Consider the following 21,198-nt stretch of genomic DNA (forward strand, 5'->3'; position numbering starts at 1 on the left):
CCGTTAATTTCCCTAATTATTTTAAAAATTATCAAACAAGTTGAATTCCAAAAAATTCAGACATGTTATAATGATGCTAAATCTAAATACATTATAAGACATCAAAAATTATAGAAATGAATATGAATTAAAATACATATAAAATGAAAACAAAATTACTTAATGCTGTTTTTATAGCAAGTTGCATATTCAGTTATGCGCAAACCACTGTAAATTCTAACGTTACAGGAAGAATATGGATGGATCGAAATTTAGGAGCAACAGGTATACCTACAAGTATTGACGACATTGAAAATGCTGGAGATATATATCAATGGGGAAGAGACACAGATGGTCATCAACTTAGAACAGCTAGTCTTACTTTGGGACCAGTAGCAGCAGGTACAGAAAGTTCTAATACAATTCATTTAAATTCTTGGGATTGGCCTGCAGATTGGCTAATTACACAAGATGCAACACGTTGGCTAGATACTGGAGGAACTGAAGATCCGTGTACAGCAGTATCAACTGATTTTAGATTACCTACTGCAACAGAATTTCAGGCAGAAATAACCGCACATTCAATTACAAATGCTGAAAGCGCATTTGCAAGTATTTTAAAATTGCCATATACAGGTTATCGAGGATATTATGATGGTGTTATCTATAATTACAATACAGAAGGTTGGTATTGGACTAGTACATCAGATGCTGGAGTCTCTAGCCGTTTTTATTTTAATGGAACTGATGCAAATATGGGCACTTACAATAGAGCAGCGGGCATGGCAGTACGTTGTATTAAAAAAGAAACTACAGCTAGTGTAAATGACGAACTTTTATTAGGTTTTGAAATGTACCCAAATCCAGCTATTTCTTCGAGCAAAATTAGTTTTAAAGTTTCCGATGTAGTTAAAAACGTAGAAATTTTTGTGTATGATCTTACTGGTAAACTAATTCATACACAAAAAGATGCGTCTAGAACCATACATTTAAAAGAGGCCTCAAAAGGAATGTATTTCGTTAAATTTATTTTAGACAACAAGAATACAGTTGTTAAAGAATTAATCATTAAATAAAATTTGGTTGAAAATGTAAAATACAACTAGATTTAAAATTTAGTGTGATATCTAATTTTCTGAAAAGTAAAAAATACAATTTATGATAAAAAATCACTAAATAAATTCGGAGTAAGAAATTAATTTAATAGAGGTCAGTAGCTAGTTACTTATTAAAAATAATAATTAACTAACAATGTCTGGTTGAGCATTGCCGAGAAGCAAAAGATATTTTGCGCCGAAGGTAGCTAGCGAAGCTATCGAGACCTCATTAAAACCTCTCGACTGCGCTCGAGGAGACATTACGTCATTCCAATCGTTTGATAATTATTTTTCTAGGATCCGAACGGACAATAACAAATGATTGAAACACCTGACAAACATTGCTTTAAAATTTGTACTTAGTATGTATTTAACTACTGATCTCTATAATTTAAAATTATGAATCCTATTTCTACAAAAAATAACAGACTTTTATCCATAGATGTTTTAAGAGGCTTTGATATGTTCATCATTATTTTTGCAGATCGTTTTTTTTATAATCTACATGAAGGCGCAAATACTAAAATAACAGCTGCTTTAGCCAAACAATTTGAGCATCCAGAATGGTTTGGTTTTCATTTTTATGACATTGTAATGCCACTTTTTCTTTTTGTTGTTGGAGTAGTAATTCCTTTTTCTATGGAAAGAAGAGTACAAGAAATTGGCAATAAAGCGAAACTTTATCCGCATATTATAAGACGTTTTGTGATTCTATTTATTTTGGGTTGGATCGTTCAAGGAAATTTACTGGCTTTAGACACAGAAAAATTTCAAATTTTTAGCAATACCCTTCAAGCAATTGCGGTAGGATATTTCTTTTCTTGTATAGCCTACATTCATTTGAGCAAAAATGGTAGGTATCTGCTTTTTGCAGCTTGTCTTGTTGTGTATGCTTTAATATTAGAGTTTGCTCATGTGCCTGAAATGGGTACTAGCAAATTACTCCCAAACAAAAATATTGCGCTATATATTGATAGATTTGTTTTTGGCGATTTTGATGATGGGTATCAATATACTTGGTTGTTAAGTGGTTTAGGTTTTATTGCGACTACATTATCTGGTTTGTTTGCAGGAGAAGTACTTCGCTCTAAAATACCTAGAGAAAAAATAGCACGTAATCTTATCTACATCGGAATTATTGCAATAATATTAGGATTGCTATTAAATATTTGGCATCCCATCATAAAAAAATTATGGAACAGCTCTTTTGTGCTATTTTCTTCAGGAATATGTTTTTTATTACTAGCACTATTTTATTGGATTATCGACGTAAAAGGCTATACGAAATGGACAAAACCTTTAAAAATTATCGGTATCAATGCTATTACCGCTTATGTTATTTCTCATGTCATCAATTTTCCAGAGCTAGCAAAACAAGTACTGTTTGGTTTTGAACACTATTTAGGGGGTTATTATAATGCTTTTGCAACTGTGGGAGGTTTCGGAATCATTTATCTCTTATTATGGTACATGCATAAAAACAATACCTACATTAAAATTTAACTTTAAAAGACAACCCATCATGAAAAAAATAGCACAAATAATTGTAAGTTTTAGTTTCTTTATGATTGCTTGTAGCGGTGGAGTGAGCTTTCATGAAGAGGACCCAATTGCTGATGATCCAATTTTAAATAAAGGAGGTGTTTCAGAATTCACAAAGGTACAACCCATGACTGGTATTGTTGTTTGAGATGGAAACGATCAATACAAATATCAAACTTTAGCACGTATAAAAGAAGCCAGCCTTAATACAGGCTATAAATTTGAAATAACAAAATTTGAAAAACCGAATACTACATCTCTTAAAACTTTACAGCCAAATCAAGAAAGCGTATTCACTATAAATAATATTGGTGATGAAACTCTAATAATCACCTGCGATAGATTGTTAAGCGGACAAGTTCTCGATTTTAAAAAATCATATTAAACCGAATTTCTATTGAAAGCCATAAGAACTCTAAAAGGATACACAAATAACATTTGAAACGAGTTTATTCTTAAATTTACCAGTACATGTTTTAAATCTCAATTTTTAGAATCTGTTTAGCCATGGACTAGCTAAAAGAATGCACAATCCTTTCTTAAGATTACCATTGATAAGGTACGGTTCCCGTTGAATCAACCGTATGTCCCCACTTCTCTATGTATGTTTGTCCTGGCAAAAATGCATCATCTAAACGATTGAGTTTTTCTTCAAGTAATTTTTCTAAGTTTTTAGAAATGCTATTATAAGTAGGGTTTTCTATCAAATTATTTAATTGATACGGGTCTGCAACATTATCAAACAGCAACCATTCGCCCTCTAAATCTTTGGCATAGGTATGTGTTTTTGTGATAATGCCTCTAAATTCTTTTCCTCCATTTTTTCTCTTCCATTGGCCAAATGGTTGAATGCATGCAACCAAAGATGCTTTTCTATGATCCTCTTTTTTTTCAAGAATGATATCTGTAATATTCTCACCGTCTAACCCTTTGGGAATACTTATACCAGACATTCCTAACATAGTGGGTAGTATATCTAGGGTATTTAATAAGAAATCACTTTTCTTTCCTTCTTTTCCAAATAAAGCTGGATATTTAAGAATAAAAGGCACCTTAGCTGATTCTTCATAGATTTGTTGTTTTTTCTTTTTACCATGACTATTGATCATATCGCCATGGTCTGATGTAAAAACGAAAATGGTATTATTTTCAATATTACTTCGCTTAATGGCGTCCTGTAACTGTTGTATGTAACTATCTAGCGCAGAACAATGCGCATAATATCCCTTTAATAGGGTTTTTGTATTTTCAGCTAATTCTTCTGGAACGTTTGGTCTTAATTGTATGTCCACATTTTTGTATACATCCTGAAATTCTTTAGGCGCAGTTTGATACGGTGCATGAGGTGGTCCCCATGCGAGGATCAATGAAAAAGGCTTTTTACTTTTTGACTGTTTTTCTATATAAGCAATGGCGTCTTTTGTTTGAGCTTCTGCATCGTAACCTTCCCATTGATGTAGTTTGTCATCATTTCCCCAGTAGCTTGAGTTATGATACTTATGAGAGCACTCCAACGCTTTCCAATAATCGAAACCTTGTCTTCTTTCTTTGGGTATATATGCTGAACGACCATGACCATCTAGATGCCATTTTCCAATATAGGCAGTATGGTATCCTTCTTCTTTAAAGAGTTTTGCGAAACTATTAGCCTTAGGGTTTAGAGAAAGATCATTCATAAACATACCATTTTTTAATACATACAGACCAGTAAGTAACATCGCCCTGTAGGGAGTACATACAGGGCTCGTGGAAACTGTATTTGTAAAACAAATTCCTTCGGAAGCAAGTTTGTCTAGATTGGGAGTTTTTACATTAGGATTACCAGCATAGCCAGTTGATTGCGCCCGCCATTGATCAGCTAAAATAAATACGATATTAGGTTTTTTGATTTCATCGTTGTGCGTTTTTTCTGTTTTCTTGTGACAAGAAATAATAAATAAAGACAAGAATAATAAATAAAAAATAGTTTTCATTTTATTTAAATTTAGTTGCGAATTTAAAAATGCCTTCTAAGACTTATATAGAAATTATTTTTGTATGTTTAGTTCTAAGTTTTTCAGTGAAAAAAATACCTAATGATCTAGAAATTGATTGTAGATTTCTTAAGTTGCAATTTACCAAATTTAAATATTTAGAAGTATTATAGTCAAATATTCCATTAACTTTTAAAAATATTTTCAGCAATCTTTAGCTAGTTTGTTACTAAAAAAAGGTTGCTTAAAAAAGATTTTAAGCAACCAATAAATTAAAACGAATTTATACAAGTCAACTAAATAATTTTCTTACCAACCTGGGTTTTGGGTTAAGTTGGGGTTCAAACTTAATTCATCTAAAGGAATAGGTAATAAATAAGCTCTTGTAGGGTCAAAATTATAATTGCCAATATCATTAAAAGGTAAAATATAACCTTCGGAGTCTAAATCTGCATTAGCTGGATCTAATTCAACATTTACAACACCATCATCATAATACGCTCCTCTAGGTTGATCTCCGTCGAATAAACTATGTGCTCTCCATCTATATAAATCACTAGCTCTAAAACCTTCTGCAAGAAATTCTACAGAACGCTCTCTTCTTATTTCGTACAATATATCTGAAAGTGCATAACCATAATTTGGCCAATTTGGATCTGTAACAATTGCTCCAAGTACAATATTTGGCATTCCTACTCTAACTCTTAATAAATTTATTGATTTGTCTAAATCTCCTTGGCTAATAGTCCCTAATTCTGCTTTTGCTTCTGCAAATATTAATAAAGCTTCTGCATAGCGCATAATAATTCTAGAAGTACTTCTTGTAAAATTATTAATATCTGCGTCTATATTTGGATTCCTATATTTTTGTGATTCATAGCCTGTATCTCCAGCATTGGCAGTGCTAAAATCTGGATTAGCCCATAAAACTTCTGAATTGTCTGTATTTTTAGTTAATAAGTCACCAGGAACCATTATAGAAGCCATTAATCTTGAATCTCTGTTATTTTCGATAGTATTTAAGTCTTGATCTCCAACATATAATGGGCTTACCGCAGTAGGTAATCCATCAGAACACAAGTAGCTACGAATGGCAAACCTAGTGTAAGCACATCTATTTGGCCAAGAAAGTTGTAACACGTTATTAATATCTAGACCTATATCGTTATAATCTCTCCAAAGTATCACCTCACTATTGCCACTTAAACCTATTTGTATAAACAAATCTCCATAATCAGGACTTAGAGAAAAAATACCACTATCTATAATATCTTCAGAAGTATCTGCAGCAATTTGTAGAAAAGAAGATCCATCAGAATCAGTAACACCAAAAACAGTTCCAGCATGATATTTTTCCCAAGTACCTTCAAATAGTGCTACTCTTGCTTTGAGTAGTTGAGCAGCTTCTTTGCTAATTCTTGGTCCAGCATCAGGGGTATTTGGAAAAGATTGGAGTAAAGATATTGCTTTGTCTAAATCTGAAAGAATAAAATTAGCGACATCACTTCTTGGGTCTCTAGCTTTAAATACCAGCTCTTCATCATTATTATCGAAATATCTATCTAAAATAGGCAGATCACCATGACTAATTAACATCTCAAAATAATAGTAGGCTCTAAAAAAATAGCCTTCACCAATGTAGTGATTAATTTCCTCTTGCTCTTGTTCACTTTCAGCTTCTGCTTGGTCAGAGCGATCTAAAAACCAGTTTGTTTCTCTAATTTCATCCCATCTACCCCAATTACCAGCAGAAGAAGTTGCAGGAACATTATAATTAGTGCCACTTAATCGTGCTGGTGCATTTTGACCAATAACCATATCTGTTCCAGTATCTGGTAAAGTGTTAAAGCCTACATTAAGTGATGCCCAACCAGGTAAAGTCTGATAAAAATCGTTAGCAGCTATTCGTAATTCTGCAGCGTTTTTGTAGAAATCTTCTGAATTAACTTCATCTAAAGGAGTTCTATTTAAAAAGTCTTCACATGACGATAAAACTATTATCGTACAAAGTATACTTATTTTTAATATATTTTTCATGATTTTTTGAATTTTTAAAATGAAACATTAAGTCCCCAAGAAATTATCTTAGATAAAGGATATGATTGTGCGCTACCTACTACCCCAGCAGTTACAACTTCTGGATCAAAAAACATTAGATCGCTAATAGTAAATAAATTTTCTCCTGTAAAAAAAAGTCTTAAGTTTGAAATATTGTATTTATTAGTGATATCCTTAGGAATAGTGTACCCAAATTGTAAGCTTTTCAATCTTGTATACGCACCATTTTGGATATAACGGTCTACAGCTCTTGCATAGTTTTTATTATTTCTTCCAGGATTTGCTGTATAAGGAGCAGGAAAATAAGCATCGGTATTAGGGCCTAACGGACTTGTTGTATCTTCAGGTCTAAAGTAATCTAAATGTTCTTCCCATACATTAATATGAAAGGGTCCTTGTGCAGGTCCTCTAAAACGTTGGTGGTTAGATAACAATACATCTCTTTTTCCAACACCTTGTACAAAAGCATTAAAATCTAAATTTTTGTAATTAAACCCAAATGTTATACCATATTGATAACGTGGAGTAGAGTTCCCTATAACACTAAAATCACCATTATCTCCTAGTTCTCCACTACCTTGATTAATGACACCATCACCATTTAAATCTTTATATTTAGTATCTCCTGCGGAAAATGCCCAACCTGTAACTGCAGATTGATCTATAGGATGATTTGCTGCTTCTTCATCAGTTAAAAACCATCCATCCCATTGGTATCCCCAAATTTCTCCTAAATCTCTACCAGCATATAAATTTGTACCAGCATTTCCTATAAAATTAGTATCATTTGGATATTCAAGAACGGTTCTTTGATAGTCTCCTAATATAGCTCTTATATTATAAGAAAAATTTTCATTTATCTGTTGTCTCCAGTTTATCTCTAAATCTATTCCTTGAACTCTTGTTATTCCTATGTTTGTCAAGGGAGCACTTGTACCCAATTGAGCAGGTAAATCGAAACCTGGAGCTATTGTGCCATCTGTATCAGAACGATACCAAGAAAAGCTAATACCAAGCTTGTTATTAAAAGCACTCATATCAAAACCAATATCTGTTTTCTTTGATACTTCCCATGATAAGTTTTCTGTAGTTAAAATTGGAGTTGGAGCTCTTAATTCTTGTGTCCCATCAAATAAAAATGTTGTAAGTTGGTTTACATCTAAACTTGAAATGTATCCATAAAGTCCACTTACATTTTGATTACCTGTCTCACCATAAGAACCTCTTAATTTAAACATATTAATATCTTCAAGAGGCCAAAATTCTTCTTTGGCAATATTCCATCCAGCTGAAAAGCTGGGAGTGAATTCGTTTCTTAAATCAGGTTCAAACCTAGAGGAATAATCCATTCTACCGCTAAATTCAAATAAATACTTTTCATTGTAGTTATATCTAAATCTACCAAAAACACCTTGTGTTGCCCAATGTGTTAAAGCATCATTTACTGTTTGGTTTTCTTGGTCTAAAGATGTACTTATAGATATAAAATTATCAGTAGCCAAATATGGAGCACTAGCACTTATTGAATGAAAATTACTTTCTTCACTTTGATAACCTGCCATTGCTTGAAAATTATGATCTCCAAAGGAAGCGTCATAAGTTGCAAAAATATTTGGTGAAAAATATTCATTGGTAATAAAAGACGGACTATAAGAGGTGTTTTCCTGAGTAATTCTATCAATAATACCTGCAGGTCTTACCAATTGGCTCGATAAAATAATAATTTCTTGTAGATTATCATCTCTTCTGTAGTTAAATTGAGCGTCTATTTTTAAACCTTTAACAGGCTTAATTATTAACCTTGGTGAAATAACCAACTGGTTATTTTTTGTTTTAGCACGTTGAGAATCCCAAAAAGGATAATAGGAATGTTGAAGGAGTTCTTCGCCATAGATTGGATCGAATTGAGGTAATGTTGGTTTTAATTTTGAAAGTAAATCTAATACCCTAGATTTATTACCAGCTACACCGAAATTTGAAGTCTCTGTTGGAAAATCGCTATAGCTTTTTCTATATTTTGTAATTAATTCTATTTCTAACCAGTCTGTAGCTTTTGCGCCTATTTTTGAATCTAAGTTATATCTTTGAAAAGATTCATTACCAACAGCTAATAAACCACCTTCATCAAACGCTCCAGCAGATATATAATAATTTAATTTTTGCGTTCCTCCAGTAATACTAAAATCATGCTTAGTTCTCTCTGCCCAATCCTTAAAAATGATTTCATCCCAGTTTGTAGCTCCAGTAGCATCAATCCCTATTGAAGAATAGCTCCAGTTTGTTCCTGCAGCATTTGCACTAATTGATGGAGCACTTCCAGGATTTTCCATATTTGCTAAAATATTTGCTAAGTCTGTTTCATCATGATAAGGATTTTGTCTGTTATTTATTCTAGCGTCATTTACAGTATAGGCAAAATCTATAGGACTCGCACTTTTAGGCCATTTTGTAGGTTGAGAAAGGGAAAAATTATTACTATAATTTACTCTCATCTTTCCATTCATACTTTTACCACTTTTTGTAGTAATCAAAATAGCGCCACCCGATGCTTGAGAACCATAAACTGCTGCAGCCGATGCATCTTTTAACACTGAAACAGATTCAATATCTTCTGGGTTTATATTATTTAAACTCATACGTATTCCGTCAACAAGTATTAATGGTCCATCGCTAGCAAGTCCTCCTGTTTCGGTACTCGCTAAATAACCACGTATATTAATGTTTGGAGCAGTCCCTGGCTCACCACCTGTAGAAGAATTGGTAATTACCAAACCTGGCACAGAACCTTGTAAAGACTGAATAGCATTTGCTGTAGGTCTGTTTTCAAAAATTTCTGAATTAATTACAGATACGGCAGCAGTTAAATTTACTTTTTTCTGAGTACCATAACCAACCACAATAATTTCATCTAATTGGGTTGCATCTTCTTCTAAAGTAACAGTTAAATTTGTTTGAGTACCAACAACAACTTCTTCTGTCTTATATCCTAAATAGGAAAAGGTTAAAGTTGCATTTGCACCCACAGAAATGGTAAACTTACCATCAAAATCTGTTTGTTTTCCGTTAGTAGTTCCTTTTTCTAAGACACTTACTCCTGGCATCGGGCTTCCAGTATTGTCTATTACAGTCCCACTAATTTGTTTTTGTAGCATAGAATTATTTAATTCGAAGTTTACTGGAGAAGTAGCAGCATACTGGATGGAGTTGAATCCAGAACATATAAGTATCAAAAGAAAGATAAGATTTTTTGAAGTAAGATCTGTTTGCTTTTGTTTATGGCAGCAACTAATTTTTTGTAGTTTAATTTTCATAATAGATAAATTATAATCATTTATATTAATTAATTTTATGATAGGAAAACCCTATTTTTGGCTGTTTAAAATCATTTATTGTAGTAGTTTTAGCATCATAAATTTATGGTTTTATCATCATTAATATGTTGCCCACTTTTATGTTACAATGAATTAACAATTATTTAAACTTAGAAATTTCTTTTTCTAAGGAATTAAAAATTTCGACGAACAACTGCCCAACTTCGATAGAAATGATAAAATTGCATTAATTTGATTAGTAGTGCTATAACTATAAATAAAATTTATTTGAAAAGTTAGTGTATATTCATAACTATGAATATGTACTATTAAAATCATACGATACAGCATCTTTTTTATCTACTGTTACTTTATGGATGAGCATTTTAACCACGTAGACATTTCTTTAGAAAATATAAATATTCCTGATGGAAGTGGAAGCGTAAATATTGAGGAGCTGCTTGATTACTGTTTTACATTACAAGCATACCATTAAAGAACTAGAAGGTTTAGATTTTCAACTGTTAGGTATTGGTTGAATAGGGATATATTGATTTTAATGAACCTACTTCTCATTTTAATTCAACTACAAATGAACAGAATTAGTGTAAACTAATTATGTTGGCATATAGTCCTTTAAACGTTATCCCTTTTAAAGTAAGTAATTAGATAGAAGAGTTTAAAATTTTATGTTTTACACTTTCTATATACGACCTGCCTATAACGTATCTAAGGCCTTCAATTTCTACACTATTTCCCTCAACAGCATCAATTTTATTAATAGCAATGGTATACGATCTGTGAATTCTGATAAAATTATGAGAAGGCAATAAATTGGTAAAGTCAGATAATGTGCTATGAATGATGTATTTACCTGTTGTTGTGTTTATTTTTAAATAATCTTTCAGAGATTCTACGGTTAGAATTTCATCCAAAAAAATTTTCTTCATTTTTTTCTTATCAATTTTTACAAAAAGATAAGGCCTGTCGTTTGTTTTGTCAAGAACGGTACTAGAACCGTCTAATCGTTTGCTAATTTTATTTACAGCCTTTACAAACCTTGGAAACTCTATTGGTTTCACCAAATAATCTAACACATCTAACTCATATGTTTCTAACGCAAAGTCACTATAGGCACTTGTAATAATAATTAAAGGAGGATTTTCTAAACTTTTTATAAAATTAATACCGTCTAAAACAGGCATGTTAATGTCTAAAAAAATAACATCTACACTCGTGTTTTTTAAAAAATTCAAGCCATCTATAGCATTGTCAAAAGTATTGACAACTTCAAAACTATCTAATTGTTGTAAGTAGTTTTTAATAATATTGATTGCTAAAGGCTCATCATCTATAATTAAACATTGTACGCTCATAACTAAATTCTATAAATTTTAAAACTATACTTTAATTCGTAATCTTACTATAAATTTATTATTGTCTGTATGTATTCTAAGTTTATACTCATGTTCTTTATACCCTAAAGCTAATCTTTTTTTTACATTTTCTAATCCGATACCACTAGATTTGTTTAAATAATTATCATGAATCGTTATTTTAGGCATAGGATTAGAGATGGTAAAAAATAAAAATCCTTTTCTGATAGATAAATCGATATCAATTTTTATATTTCCTATATTTTTTTTCACCCCATGTTTAAAAGCATTTTCTATAAAAGACAATAATAAAATAGGCGCAATTTCTTTATCTTGTATGTCTCCAGAAATAGACATATTTACTTCTAGGTCTTCATTATGTCTTACTTTTTCTAACTCTAAATAATTTTGAATACATAAGATTTCATTCTCTAAAGATTGTCTTCTGCCTTTTGTTTCATACAAAAGATAACGCATCAACTCAGAAAGTTTTAAAATTATTTTTGGTGTTTTTTTTGATTGTTCTACAGCTAAAGAGTAAATGTTATTTAAGGTGTTAAAGAAGAAATGCGGGGAAATTTGAGTTTTAAGAAATAATAATTCTGTTTCTAATTGAGCTTTTTCTAGATTGGCTACCCGTTGATGCTCTTTCAAAAAATCTAAGGTGATTTTTATGGCAGTAACAAAAGTAACCACATACAATTCGCCAAAAAACATCTCTACTACATAGTTAAGTGTTAAATTACTGGTGGGTTCTGGACCTTCTGGCCAAACATTTTGGCTTACCAAATAGTACGTAAGATTAAATTTGGCAACTACCATCAAAAGAATAGCAATCAAAATAAACAAAATATATTTAAGGTACTTTTTTCTAAAAACAAACCTTGGCATTAACACATAGATATTGAGATAGCACAATATCATGTGAATTGGAAAGCCAATTAAATTGGTAATTAAAGAATACAAATAATCATCAAAATAACTACCCCATCGCAACGTATTTAATGTAAAATAAGTAGCCCAAAACAACAGATGATGTTTTAAAGACATTTTATAAATTTGGTTAGAAATAACTTTCATTGTACTGTAAAATTGAATCTTTTTTGGTGTTTAACCTCGTTTAGGTGTTATCTGTCTAAATTTGTTTTCAATCTATTTAAAATTATGAACTTTTATACAGACGATATGTTTCACAATGTTTACATGAAAAGAAATTACCTCTTACTTTTATTGTCAATCACTATTATAAGTTGTAATAATAGTAAAAAAACTTTTAATACTTTAAATAGTAGTATTAGTTTCACAAAATACGTAGACCCTTTTATAGGCACAGGAGGTCACGGGCATACCTATCCAGGCGCTACAGTTCCTTTTGGTATGTTGCAAGTGAGCCCAGTAAATGGTATGAATGGTTGGGACTGGTGTTCTGGCTATCACTATTCAGATAGTATTATTACTGGTTTTAGTCACTTAAGCTTGAGCGGCACAGGTATTGGCGATTTGGCAGATATCTTATGTATGCCCATTAATAAAGAAGTAGACATCACGTTAACGCCAAAATCTAGAGATTCATTAGCATATACATCATCTTACAGTCATGACAATGAAAGCGCCTCTCCTGGTTATTATCAGGTGTATTTAGATGATCATAACGTAAATGTTGAATTAACGACCAAATTAAGAACAGTATATCATAAATATACCTTCAAAAAAAATGAGACCCAATCTGTAGTGATCGATTTAGGCTTTGGAATCAATTGGGATAAAGCAGTGGAAACATTTATTTCAGTTGATGATGATCATAGTATAAGTGGTTATAGATTTAGTAAAGGTTGGGCAAGAAATCAAAAAGTATTTTTTACAGCCAAATTTTCAAAACCTATTGTGAAGCATAATTTAGTTTCAGACGGTAAAATTATTGAAGGAAATATCTCAAAAGGGATAAAAACAGCTACGCAATTATTTTTTAAAAATAATGAAAATTCCATTTTAGAAGCAAAAGTGGCATTGTCATCTGTAAGTATAGAAAACGCAAAAGACAATTTAGAAAAAGGGAATTTTACTTTTGAAGAGGTAAAAAAGGAAGCCAATAGTATTTGGAATGAAGCGTTATCTAAGATCGAAGTGGATACGGCTACAGATTCTTTAAAAACAATTTTTTATACCGCTTTATACCATTCTCAATTAGCACCAGTTACATTTAGTGATAAAAATGGACAATTTAGAAAAGAAAATGATAGCATTATTACTGCTAAAAATTATACTGCCTATTCTACACTATCATTGTGGGATACATTTCGTGCAGAACATCCTTTGTTAACTTTAGTTGCTCCAGAAAAAGTGTCTGATATGGTACGTACGATGCTAGAATATTACCAACCTAAAAAGATTTTACCAGTTTGGTCCTTGTATGGCAATGAGACCAATACCATGACAGGATACCATTCTATTCCTGTAATTGTGGAAGCCTATTTAAAAGGAATCAAGGGTTTTGATGCTGAAGAAGCTTATAAAGCGATGAAAACAACCATGATGCAAGATGAGCGCGGTTTAGATCATTATAAAAAATACGGCTTTATTCCTTATCATTTATTAGACGAATCTGTGACCATTACTCTAGAATATGCGTATGATGATTGGTGTGTTGCGCAAATGGCAAAAGCTTTGGGCAAGGAAAATGACTATGAATTTTTCTTACATCGTTCTAAAGCATATCAATTTTTATTTGATAAAAAAACGGGTTTTATGCGTGGAAAATCTCAAGATGCAACATCTTGGAACGAACCTTTTGATCCGAAGTATTCAAACCATAGAGAACATACAGATTATACAGAAGGGAATGCCTGGCAACACAGTTGGTTTGTGCCACATGCCGTAAAAGATCTAGCAAAACTTCATGGCTCTAATGAGATTTTTACAAACAGATTAGAACAGTTATTTACAGAAAGTTCAGAAATTACGGGAACAAATGCATCTGCAGATATTTCTGGTTTAATTGGACAGTATGCACATGGCAATGAACCTAGCCATCACATAGCGTATTTATTTAATCATGCTAATAAACCTTGGAGAACACAATATTGGGCTCGGCATATTCTAGACACCCAATACAATACCACTCCCAATGGATTAAGCGGTAATGAAGATTGTGGGCAAATGAGTGCATGGTATGTTTTTAGTGCTATAGGCTTTTATCCTATGAATCCAGCATCTACAAACTATGAAATTGGAAGTCCGATTTTTGAAAAATCAACAATTAAAATTTCCAAAAATGTCTCATTTGTAATTGAAGCAGAAAACGTTTCATCAGACAATAAATACATTCAATCTGCAAGCTTAAACGGACTACCATTTCATCAAACAACTATTGCTCAAAAAACCATTGTAGAAGGCGGAAAATTGCATTTTGTGATGGGGAACCTACCGAATAAAAATTGGGCAACTAACAGCCACAAACCAATAACCACAAACTAAATGCATAGTATAGATGTCTTCATAATAATACTGTATGTTTTCTTAACATTAGGTGTTGGTATTTGGATATCTAAGCGTGCCTCCAAAGGTTTAAACTCTTACTTTCTTGGTGGGAAAAGTATCAAATGGTATTATTTAGGTTTGAGTAATGGCTCTGGAATGTTTGATGTTTCTGGAACTGCATGGATGGTGGGTTTGTTATTTTTGTATGGCGCAAAAAGCTTTATGTTTATGTGGATTTGGCCTATTTGGAATCAAATTTTTATAATGGTTTTTTTAGCGGTTTGGATTCGCAGATCTAATATCATGACGGGTTCTGAGTGGATTTTAACACGTTTTGGAGATGGCAAAGCTGGTAGAGCCTCTCATTTAATCGTAGCCATTTTTGCCATTGTAGCTTCTGTAGGTTTTATTGCATATTTCTTTGAAGGTGTTGGTAAATTTATGACCATTATTTTACCTTGGGATATGGCATTTGCTATATCCGATACTTCATTATTAACTTCCAGCCAAAGTTATGCGCTCATCATCATTTTTTTGACGACTATTTACACCATTAAAGGAGGGATGTTTTCTGTGGTTGCCACCGAAGTATTGCAATATGGTATTATGGTAATTGCGGGTGTTTTAATTGCTGGGTATACGTTTGTTTCAGTTTCAGACCTAGAAATTAGTACAATTATTTCAACAGAATGGAGTACCCTTTTTTTTGGGAATACTTTAGAAGGCTCTTGGTCTGGAAAACTCGCTGCTTTTAATAATTTAATAGATACTCAAGGATATAAAATGTTTGGTGCCTTTATAGGAATGTGCTTGTTTAAAGGTTTTTTTGCAAGTGTTGCAGGACCTACACCAAGTTACGATATGCAACGGATTTTATCTACTCGTTCTGTAAAAGAAGCAGCATATATGAGCGGATTCACCAATTTAATTCTTTTTATTCCGCGTTATCTATTAATCGCAGCAATTGTAGTTTTAGCATTGGTTTTTTTAGCACCAGAACTAGCCACATCAACAAATCTAAATTTAGGGGATTTAGAAATTATTTTACCAAACGTAATTAATAATCATGTACCAGTCGGAATAAAAGGGTTGCTGTTAGCGGGTTTGTTAGCTGCATTTATGTCTACATTTTCAGCCTTTGTAAATTCAGGTCCCGCTTATATTGTAAATGATATCTATAAAAAATACTACAAGCCAAAAGCAACGGACAAACATTATATCAAAGTGAGTCACATTGCTTCTTTTGCCGTGGTAATACTAGGTGTAATTATGGGCTTTTTTGCAGATTCAATTAATGCAATAACTTTATGGATAACAAGTGCATTGTATGGTGGTTATGTAGCATCTAATTTTTTAAAATGGATTTGGTGGCGTTTTAATGGTTGGGGCTATTTTTGGGGAATGACTTCTGGTTTAATAATTGCAACATTTCAATTTTTATTGGATCAAAATAAAAATAATTTTGAAGTAGATTCTTGGTTGTTCAGCATTTCTCATGTTTCTATCATTTATATTTTTCCTATCATTTTTTTGGTATCTTTAATCGGTTCTTTTTTAGGGACGCTATTAACACCAGCAACGCCTATGGAAACATTAAAATCATTTTATGCCACTGTTCGTCCTTGGGGCTGGTGGCAACCTGTTTATAAAATTTTAAAAAGTGAAGATAAAAGCATCGCTAAAAATAAAAATTTTAGAATAGACATGCTCAATTGTGGCATCGGTATTATCTGGCAATCTAGCATGATTTTGTTGCCAATTTATTTAGTGATTAGAGACTATCCTAAAATGTGGATGACCATAATGGTATTTATAATTACTACTATTCTTTTAAAATTTACGTGGTTAGATAAAGTGCGTAAACTTCCTGATTACAAAGAAATTTCAATATTAAAAATTAATTCAACTAGTAAAGATGAAGAAAGCTATTCCTTGGCAAGAGAAACCGAGCAATTGTAATGATGTTCTTTGGAGATATGCTAAAAACCCAATTATAAATAGATATGCTATTCCTTCTTCAAATAGTGTATTTAATAGTGCTGTAGTTCCTTTTCAAGAGGGTTTTGCAGGTGTGTTTCGATGTGATAATAAAGCAGTGCAAATGAATATTTTTGCAGGTTTTAGTGACAACGGAATTGATTGGGATATCAAGCACAATCCGATAACATTTAAAGCAGGAAATACCCAAATGATTGCTTCTGATTATAAATATGACCCACGCGTTGTTTTTATAGAAGATCGGTATTGGATTACTTGGTGTAATGGGTATCATGGCCCCACTATTGGTATTGGATATACCTTCGATTTTAAAGAATTTTTTCAATGTGAAAATGCTTTTTTACCTTTTAATAGAAACGGAGTGTTATTTCCAAAAAAAATAAACGGAAAATACGCCATGTTATGCAGACCAAGTGATAATGGGCATACACCTTTTGGTGATATTTATATCAGTTACAGTCCAGATATGAAATTTTGGGGAGAACATCGGTGTGTCATGAAAGTTGCAAAATTTGAAGATAGTGCATGGCAATCTGCTAAAATTGGTGCAGGACCCATTCCTATTTTAACAAACGAAGGATGGTTAATGATATATCATGGAGTTATTAATACTTGCAACGGATTTCGTTATGCAATGGGTGCAGCTTTATTAGATGAAAACGAACCAGATAAAGTAAAATTTAGAACGCAACCTTATGTATTAGGACCAGCAGTAGCTTATGAACAAATAGGGGATGTACCAAATGTGGTATTTCCTTGTGCTGCTTTGCATGATATTGAAGAAGATAAATTAGCCATTTATTACGGTGCAGCAGATACAGTTGTTGCGTTGGCTTTTGGGAAATTAAGTGAAGTTGTTTCTTTTACTAAAAATAATAGCTTTTGATGCTGAACTTGTTTTAGTTATCATGAATTTTGATTTAGTATCTTTAAAAACGAAAAGTGATGTATATCAAAAATTTAAATTGATTGAAAAAAGAATTATAATGATTATGAATAGAATTTTCCGCTATTCCAGTTGTCAGTTCGAGCGCAGTCGAGAACATTTCAATTCATACAGTCTGTTTTTTCTGTGCTTTTTTCTTATTTCTTTTTTTACAAGTTGCGCACAATCAAAAAAGGAAATAACACCCAAAACATACATCGCTTACAAAATAAATAAGACAATTATAATTGATGGAAAAGCTTCTGAAGAAGTTTGGAAAAAAACAAAATGGTCAACTCCTTTTATAGATATTGAAGGCGAAAAAAAACCTACCTATAAAACGCAAGTAAAAATGTTATGGGACGATACCTTTTTTTACATTTTAGCAACATTAGAAGAACCTCATGTTTGGGCAAATCTTACAAAAAAAGATACTATTATTTTTCACAATAATGATTTTGAGATTTTTATAGATCCAGATGGTGATGCTTCTAATTACTACGAACTAGAAATAAACGCACTAAACACAGTATGGGATTTATTTATGACCAAACCTTATAGAGAAAACAACACTGTTTTAAATGATTGGACACTTACTGGCTTAAAATCTGCCGTAAACATCAACGGAACATTAAACAACCCAAAAGATATAGATAAAGGTTGGACGATAGAATTGGCAATACCTTGGAAGGCTTATAAAAAAGGATATTTCGATAAAAACATACCAAAAGATACATTTTGGCGTGTTAATTTTTCTAGAGTAAATTGGGAGTATCAAATGAATAATGGAGATTACGAAAGAAAAAAAGACAACAAAGGGAAGTTGTTACACGAATACAATTGGGTTTGGTCTCCAATGGGCGTTGTAAATATGCACGAACCAGAAAAATGGGGTTATGTGTATTTTTCATCAAAAGAAGTGGGTAAAAAAGAGCAGTTTGTGATTCCGAATGATGAAAAAATAAAATGGAAATTATTTGAATTGTATCGTTCTCAGAAATTGTATTTTAAAAACCATCAAAAATGGGCAATACATTTAGATAGTTTAGGGGCTACAAATTTTAAAATTGATGATAAATTCATCATTCCAAAATTAGAAAATCATAGTTTTGGTTGGAATATTTCAGTTAAAAGTCCGTTTTCAAATAAAGAATTAATTATTAAAGAAGACGGTGAATTTAAAATAAAATAAGATGAAACTTATAAAAATACTTTTTTTATCTGTCATTGTAGGTTTTGTTTCTTGTAACCAAAAAGAAACAGCACAAAAAACAACTGTATCTGAAGAGCACAAAGAAATACCAATCAATTTTAAGTATTGGAATTGGATGACCATCGGGCATAAGAAAACAGATGCTGCTTATACAGCACATTTTAAAAAATTAAAAGAAAATAATATTGATGCCGTTTTGTTGAATACAGGAGCAGACCCCAAATTATTAGAAAGAGTAACCCCATTAGCAAAAAAAGAAGGTTTAGAAGTCCATGCGTGGATGTTTACCACAAACAGGCCTGGAGATTCTATTGCACTAAAACATCCAGATTGGTATATGGTTAGCAGAAGTGGAAAATCTTGTTTTGATGAAAGACCTTATGTGGGCTATTATCAATGGCTATCACCAAGTCATCCAGAAGCAAAAAAACATATTTTAAGTTTGGTAGAAGGTTTGGCGAAAGTTGAAGGAGTTTCTAGTGTTCATTTAGATTATATTCGGTATCCAGATGTGTATTTACCAATTGGTTTACTGCCAAAATACAACTTAAAACAAGAAGAAGAATTACCAGATTACGATTTTGATTATTCTGAGGCAAGCGTAGAAAAATTCATAAAAATTCATCACAAAGACCCAAGAAAAATGAAAAATCCTGCAATTGATGTTGAGTGGAAAAATTTTCGTCTAAATGAAATAAAATCTTTAGTAGATGCTGCCTATGATTTAGTACATACATACGATAAGAAATTAAGTGCAGCTGTTTTTCCATATCCAGAAATGGCAGATCACATGGTTCGCCAGCGTTGGGATAAATGGAAAATTGATATGGTATTACCAATGATTTATTATAACTTTTATAATGAAGAATTAGATTGGATTGGGTATGCTACAAAACAAGGTGTTTTAGATTTAGAAAAGAAACCCATAGAATTACACACAGGTTTATATACGCCAAAATTAACAGCACAAGATTTAAAAAAAGCCATACAATATGCCAAAGATAATGGCGCAAAAGGAGTTGCCTTTTTTGATGATTACACAATGACAGAAGAACAATTTAATGTTATTAAAAATTCAAAAGAATAGCAAACTTTCCTGCAAGGTTTTAAAAACCTTGTAGGTATCATTTTATATATCGTTATTTCGATTACGGTCAAGAAATCTCATTAAGCAGTCTAATTATATATTATATAATATGTTTAAAAGAAGAAAATTTATAAAAAAAGTAGCATTAGGTACTGTAGGAGTAAGTACAATTTTAGCTTGTTTAGACAATTCAAAAGAGGCAAAAAAAGTGGCTATGGTTTCTAAAAAAATAAAAAAACCTGTAATTATTTCTACATGGAGACATGGTTTGGCAGCGAATGAAGAAGCTTGGAAACAACTAGAAAATGGAGCTTCAACATTAGATGCTATTGTTGCAGGAGTTGGCATTCCAGAAGCAGACCCAAAAGTAAGTAGCGTGGGTTATGGTGGTCTGCCAGATAGAGAAGGCAAAGTAACTTTAGACGCTTGTATTATGGATCATCATAGCAATTGCGGTTCCGTTGCTTTTTTACAAGGAATTAAACACCCTATTGTAGTGGCCAAAAAAGTATTAGACAATACACCACATACTATGTTAGTAGGTGAAGGAGCAAAACAGTTTGCGTTATCTGAAGGTTTTGTTGAAGAGAATTTACTGACAGAAAAATCAAAGCAAGCTTGGAGAAAGTGGTTAAAAAAATCAAAATACACACCTGTCATCAATATCGAAAATCACGATACCATAAGTATGTTAGTTATTGACGAAGCAGGTAATTTATCTGGAGGATGCACAACAAGTGGAGCTGCTTGGAAAATGCACGGGCGTGTTGGAGATTCTCCCATTATTGGTGCAGGTTTATTCTTAGACAATGATGTTGGTGCAGCAGCTGCAACAGGTCTGGGCGAAGCTATTATTAGAACGGCGGGAAGTGCGATGGTTGTTGAATTGATGCGCCAAGAAAAATCTCCTAACGAAGCTTGTAAAGAAATAGTAGAACGTATATACAACAAGCATAAAAACCATAAAGACATGCCATATTTACAAGTAGGTTTTATTGCCTTAAACAAACAAGGTGAATATGGAAGTTACAGTTTGCGAGGTGGTTTTAATTGTGCTGTTTATGATAAAGAAAAAGGAAACAGAATGGAAAAAGTAACTGCTAGAATGACTCGGAAAGATTTTTAGTCAATACTTTTTCTAACTTAGGATTATAGACAAAAT

General features: G+C 32.2%; 15 protein-coding genes. 10 read left to right on the plus strand and 5 right to left on the minus strand.

Annotated elements, in window-relative coordinates:
* Positions 1-143 precede the first annotated feature (143 nt).
* The 3 genes from Q0998_RS03975 to Q0998_RS03985 all read left to right on the plus strand — a co-directional run bounded on the left by Q0998_RS03975 (position 144) and on the right by Q0998_RS03985 (position 2,766).
* On the plus strand, positions 144-1,055 hold the full coding sequence (locus Q0998_RS03975; RefSeq protein ID WP_299666568.1) for a T9SS type A sorting domain-containing protein: 912 nt from the start codon (positions 144-146) through the stop codon (positions 1,053-1,055).
* 420 nt (positions 1,056-1,475) lie between these two features.
* Positions 1,476-2,579 carry a DUF5009 domain-containing protein gene (locus Q0998_RS03980; protein WP_299666570.1) on the plus strand — a complete coding sequence of 368 codons (1,104 nt, stop codon included), beginning with the start codon at positions 1,476-1,478 and terminating at the stop codon, positions 2,577-2,579.
* Between the two features lie 19 nt (positions 2,580-2,598).
* Positions 2,599-2,766 (plus strand): hypothetical protein, encoded by a 168-nt coding sequence (locus tag Q0998_RS03985; RefSeq protein ID WP_299666572.1) that lies wholly within the window; start codon positions 2,599-2,601, stop codon positions 2,764-2,766.
* A gap of 397 nt (positions 2,767-3,163) precedes the next feature.
* Here the strand turns inward: Q0998_RS03985 and Q0998_RS03990 are convergent, their stop codons facing one another.
* The 3 genes from Q0998_RS03990 to Q0998_RS04000 all read right to left on the minus strand — a co-directional run bounded on the left by Q0998_RS03990 (position 3,164) and on the right by Q0998_RS04000 (position 9,879).
* The gene (locus tag Q0998_RS03990) at positions 3,164-4,591 is read right to left on the minus strand and encodes a sulfatase (RefSeq protein WP_299666574.1); all 1,428 of its coding nucleotides are present in this window, start codon (positions 4,589-4,591) and stop codon (positions 3,164-3,166) included.
* A 309-nt stretch (positions 4,592-4,900) separates the two neighbouring features.
* Positions 4,901-6,628 (minus strand): RagB/SusD family nutrient uptake outer membrane protein, encoded by a 1,728-nt coding sequence (locus Q0998_RS03995; protein ID WP_299666576.1) that lies wholly within the window; start codon positions 6,626-6,628, stop codon positions 4,901-4,903.
* A 14-nt stretch (positions 6,629-6,642) separates the two neighbouring features.
* Positions 6,643-9,879: a TonB-dependent receptor gene (locus Q0998_RS04000; RefSeq protein ID WP_299666578.1), complete on the minus strand. Its 3,237-nt coding sequence runs from the start codon at positions 9,877-9,879 to the stop codon at positions 6,643-6,645.
* 454 nt (positions 9,880-10,333) lie between these two features.
* Here Q0998_RS04000 and Q0998_RS04005 point away from each other — a divergent pair, with 454 nt between their 5' ends.
* Positions 10,334-10,456 (plus strand): hypothetical protein, encoded by a 123-nt coding sequence (locus Q0998_RS04005; RefSeq protein ID WP_299666715.1) that lies wholly within the window; start codon positions 10,334-10,336, stop codon positions 10,454-10,456.
* Positions 10,457-10,625: 169 nt separating this feature from the next.
* Here the strand turns inward: Q0998_RS04005 and Q0998_RS04010 are convergent, their stop codons facing one another.
* Both Q0998_RS04010 and Q0998_RS04015 read right to left on the minus strand, forming a co-directional pair.
* The gene (locus Q0998_RS04010; RefSeq protein ID WP_299666579.1) at positions 10,626-11,336 is read right to left on the minus strand and encodes a LytTR family DNA-binding domain-containing protein; all 711 of its coding nucleotides are present in this window, start codon (positions 11,334-11,336) and stop codon (positions 10,626-10,628) included.
* A gap of 24 nt (positions 11,337-11,360) precedes the next feature.
* Positions 11,361-12,416, minus strand: a complete 1,056-nt coding sequence (locus tag Q0998_RS04015; protein ID WP_299666581.1) for a sensor histidine kinase — start codon at positions 12,414-12,416, stop codon at positions 11,361-11,363.
* A 123-nt stretch (positions 12,417-12,539) separates the two neighbouring features.
* Between Q0998_RS04015 and Q0998_RS04020 the strand changes: the two genes are divergently transcribed.
* From Q0998_RS04020 to Q0998_RS04045, 6 genes are all read left to right on the plus strand, one after another.
* Positions 12,540-14,810 carry a GH92 family glycosyl hydrolase gene (locus Q0998_RS04020; protein ID WP_299666712.1) on the plus strand — a complete coding sequence of 757 codons (2,271 nt, stop codon included), beginning with the start codon at positions 12,540-12,542 and terminating at the stop codon, positions 14,808-14,810.
* A complete protein-coding gene (locus tag Q0998_RS04025; protein WP_299666584.1) occupies positions 14,811-16,772 on the plus strand; it encodes a sodium:solute symporter family protein in 1,962 nt (653 codons plus the stop codon).
* Positions 16,729-17,697 (plus strand): glycoside hydrolase family 130 protein, encoded by a 969-nt coding sequence (locus tag Q0998_RS04030; protein WP_299666586.1) that lies wholly within the window; start codon positions 16,729-16,731, stop codon positions 17,695-17,697. The genes Q0998_RS04025 and Q0998_RS04030 overlap by 44 nt, the downstream gene beginning before the upstream one ends.
* 106 nt (positions 17,698-17,803) lie before the next feature.
* Complete coding sequence (locus Q0998_RS04035) at positions 17,804-18,928, plus strand: carbohydrate-binding family 9-like protein (protein ID WP_299666589.1); 1,125 nt, start codon at positions 17,804-17,806, stop codon at positions 18,926-18,928.
* A 1-nt stretch (position 18,929) separates the two neighbouring features.
* Positions 18,930-20,036 carry a family 10 glycosylhydrolase gene (locus tag Q0998_RS04040; RefSeq protein ID WP_299666592.1) on the plus strand — a complete coding sequence of 369 codons (1,107 nt, stop codon included), beginning with the start codon at positions 18,930-18,932 and terminating at the stop codon, positions 20,034-20,036.
* A gap of 109 nt (positions 20,037-20,145) precedes the next feature.
* Positions 20,146-21,162 (plus strand): N(4)-(beta-N-acetylglucosaminyl)-L-asparaginase, encoded by a 1,017-nt coding sequence (locus Q0998_RS04045; RefSeq protein ID WP_299666594.1) that lies wholly within the window; start codon positions 20,146-20,148, stop codon positions 21,160-21,162.
* The last annotated feature ends 36 nt before the right edge of the window (positions 21,163-21,198 follow it).

The sequence above is a fragment of the uncultured Polaribacter sp. genome, assembly GCF_947501385.1.
Taxonomy (GTDB): domain Bacteria; phylum Bacteroidota; class Bacteroidia; order Flavobacteriales; family Flavobacteriaceae; genus Polaribacter.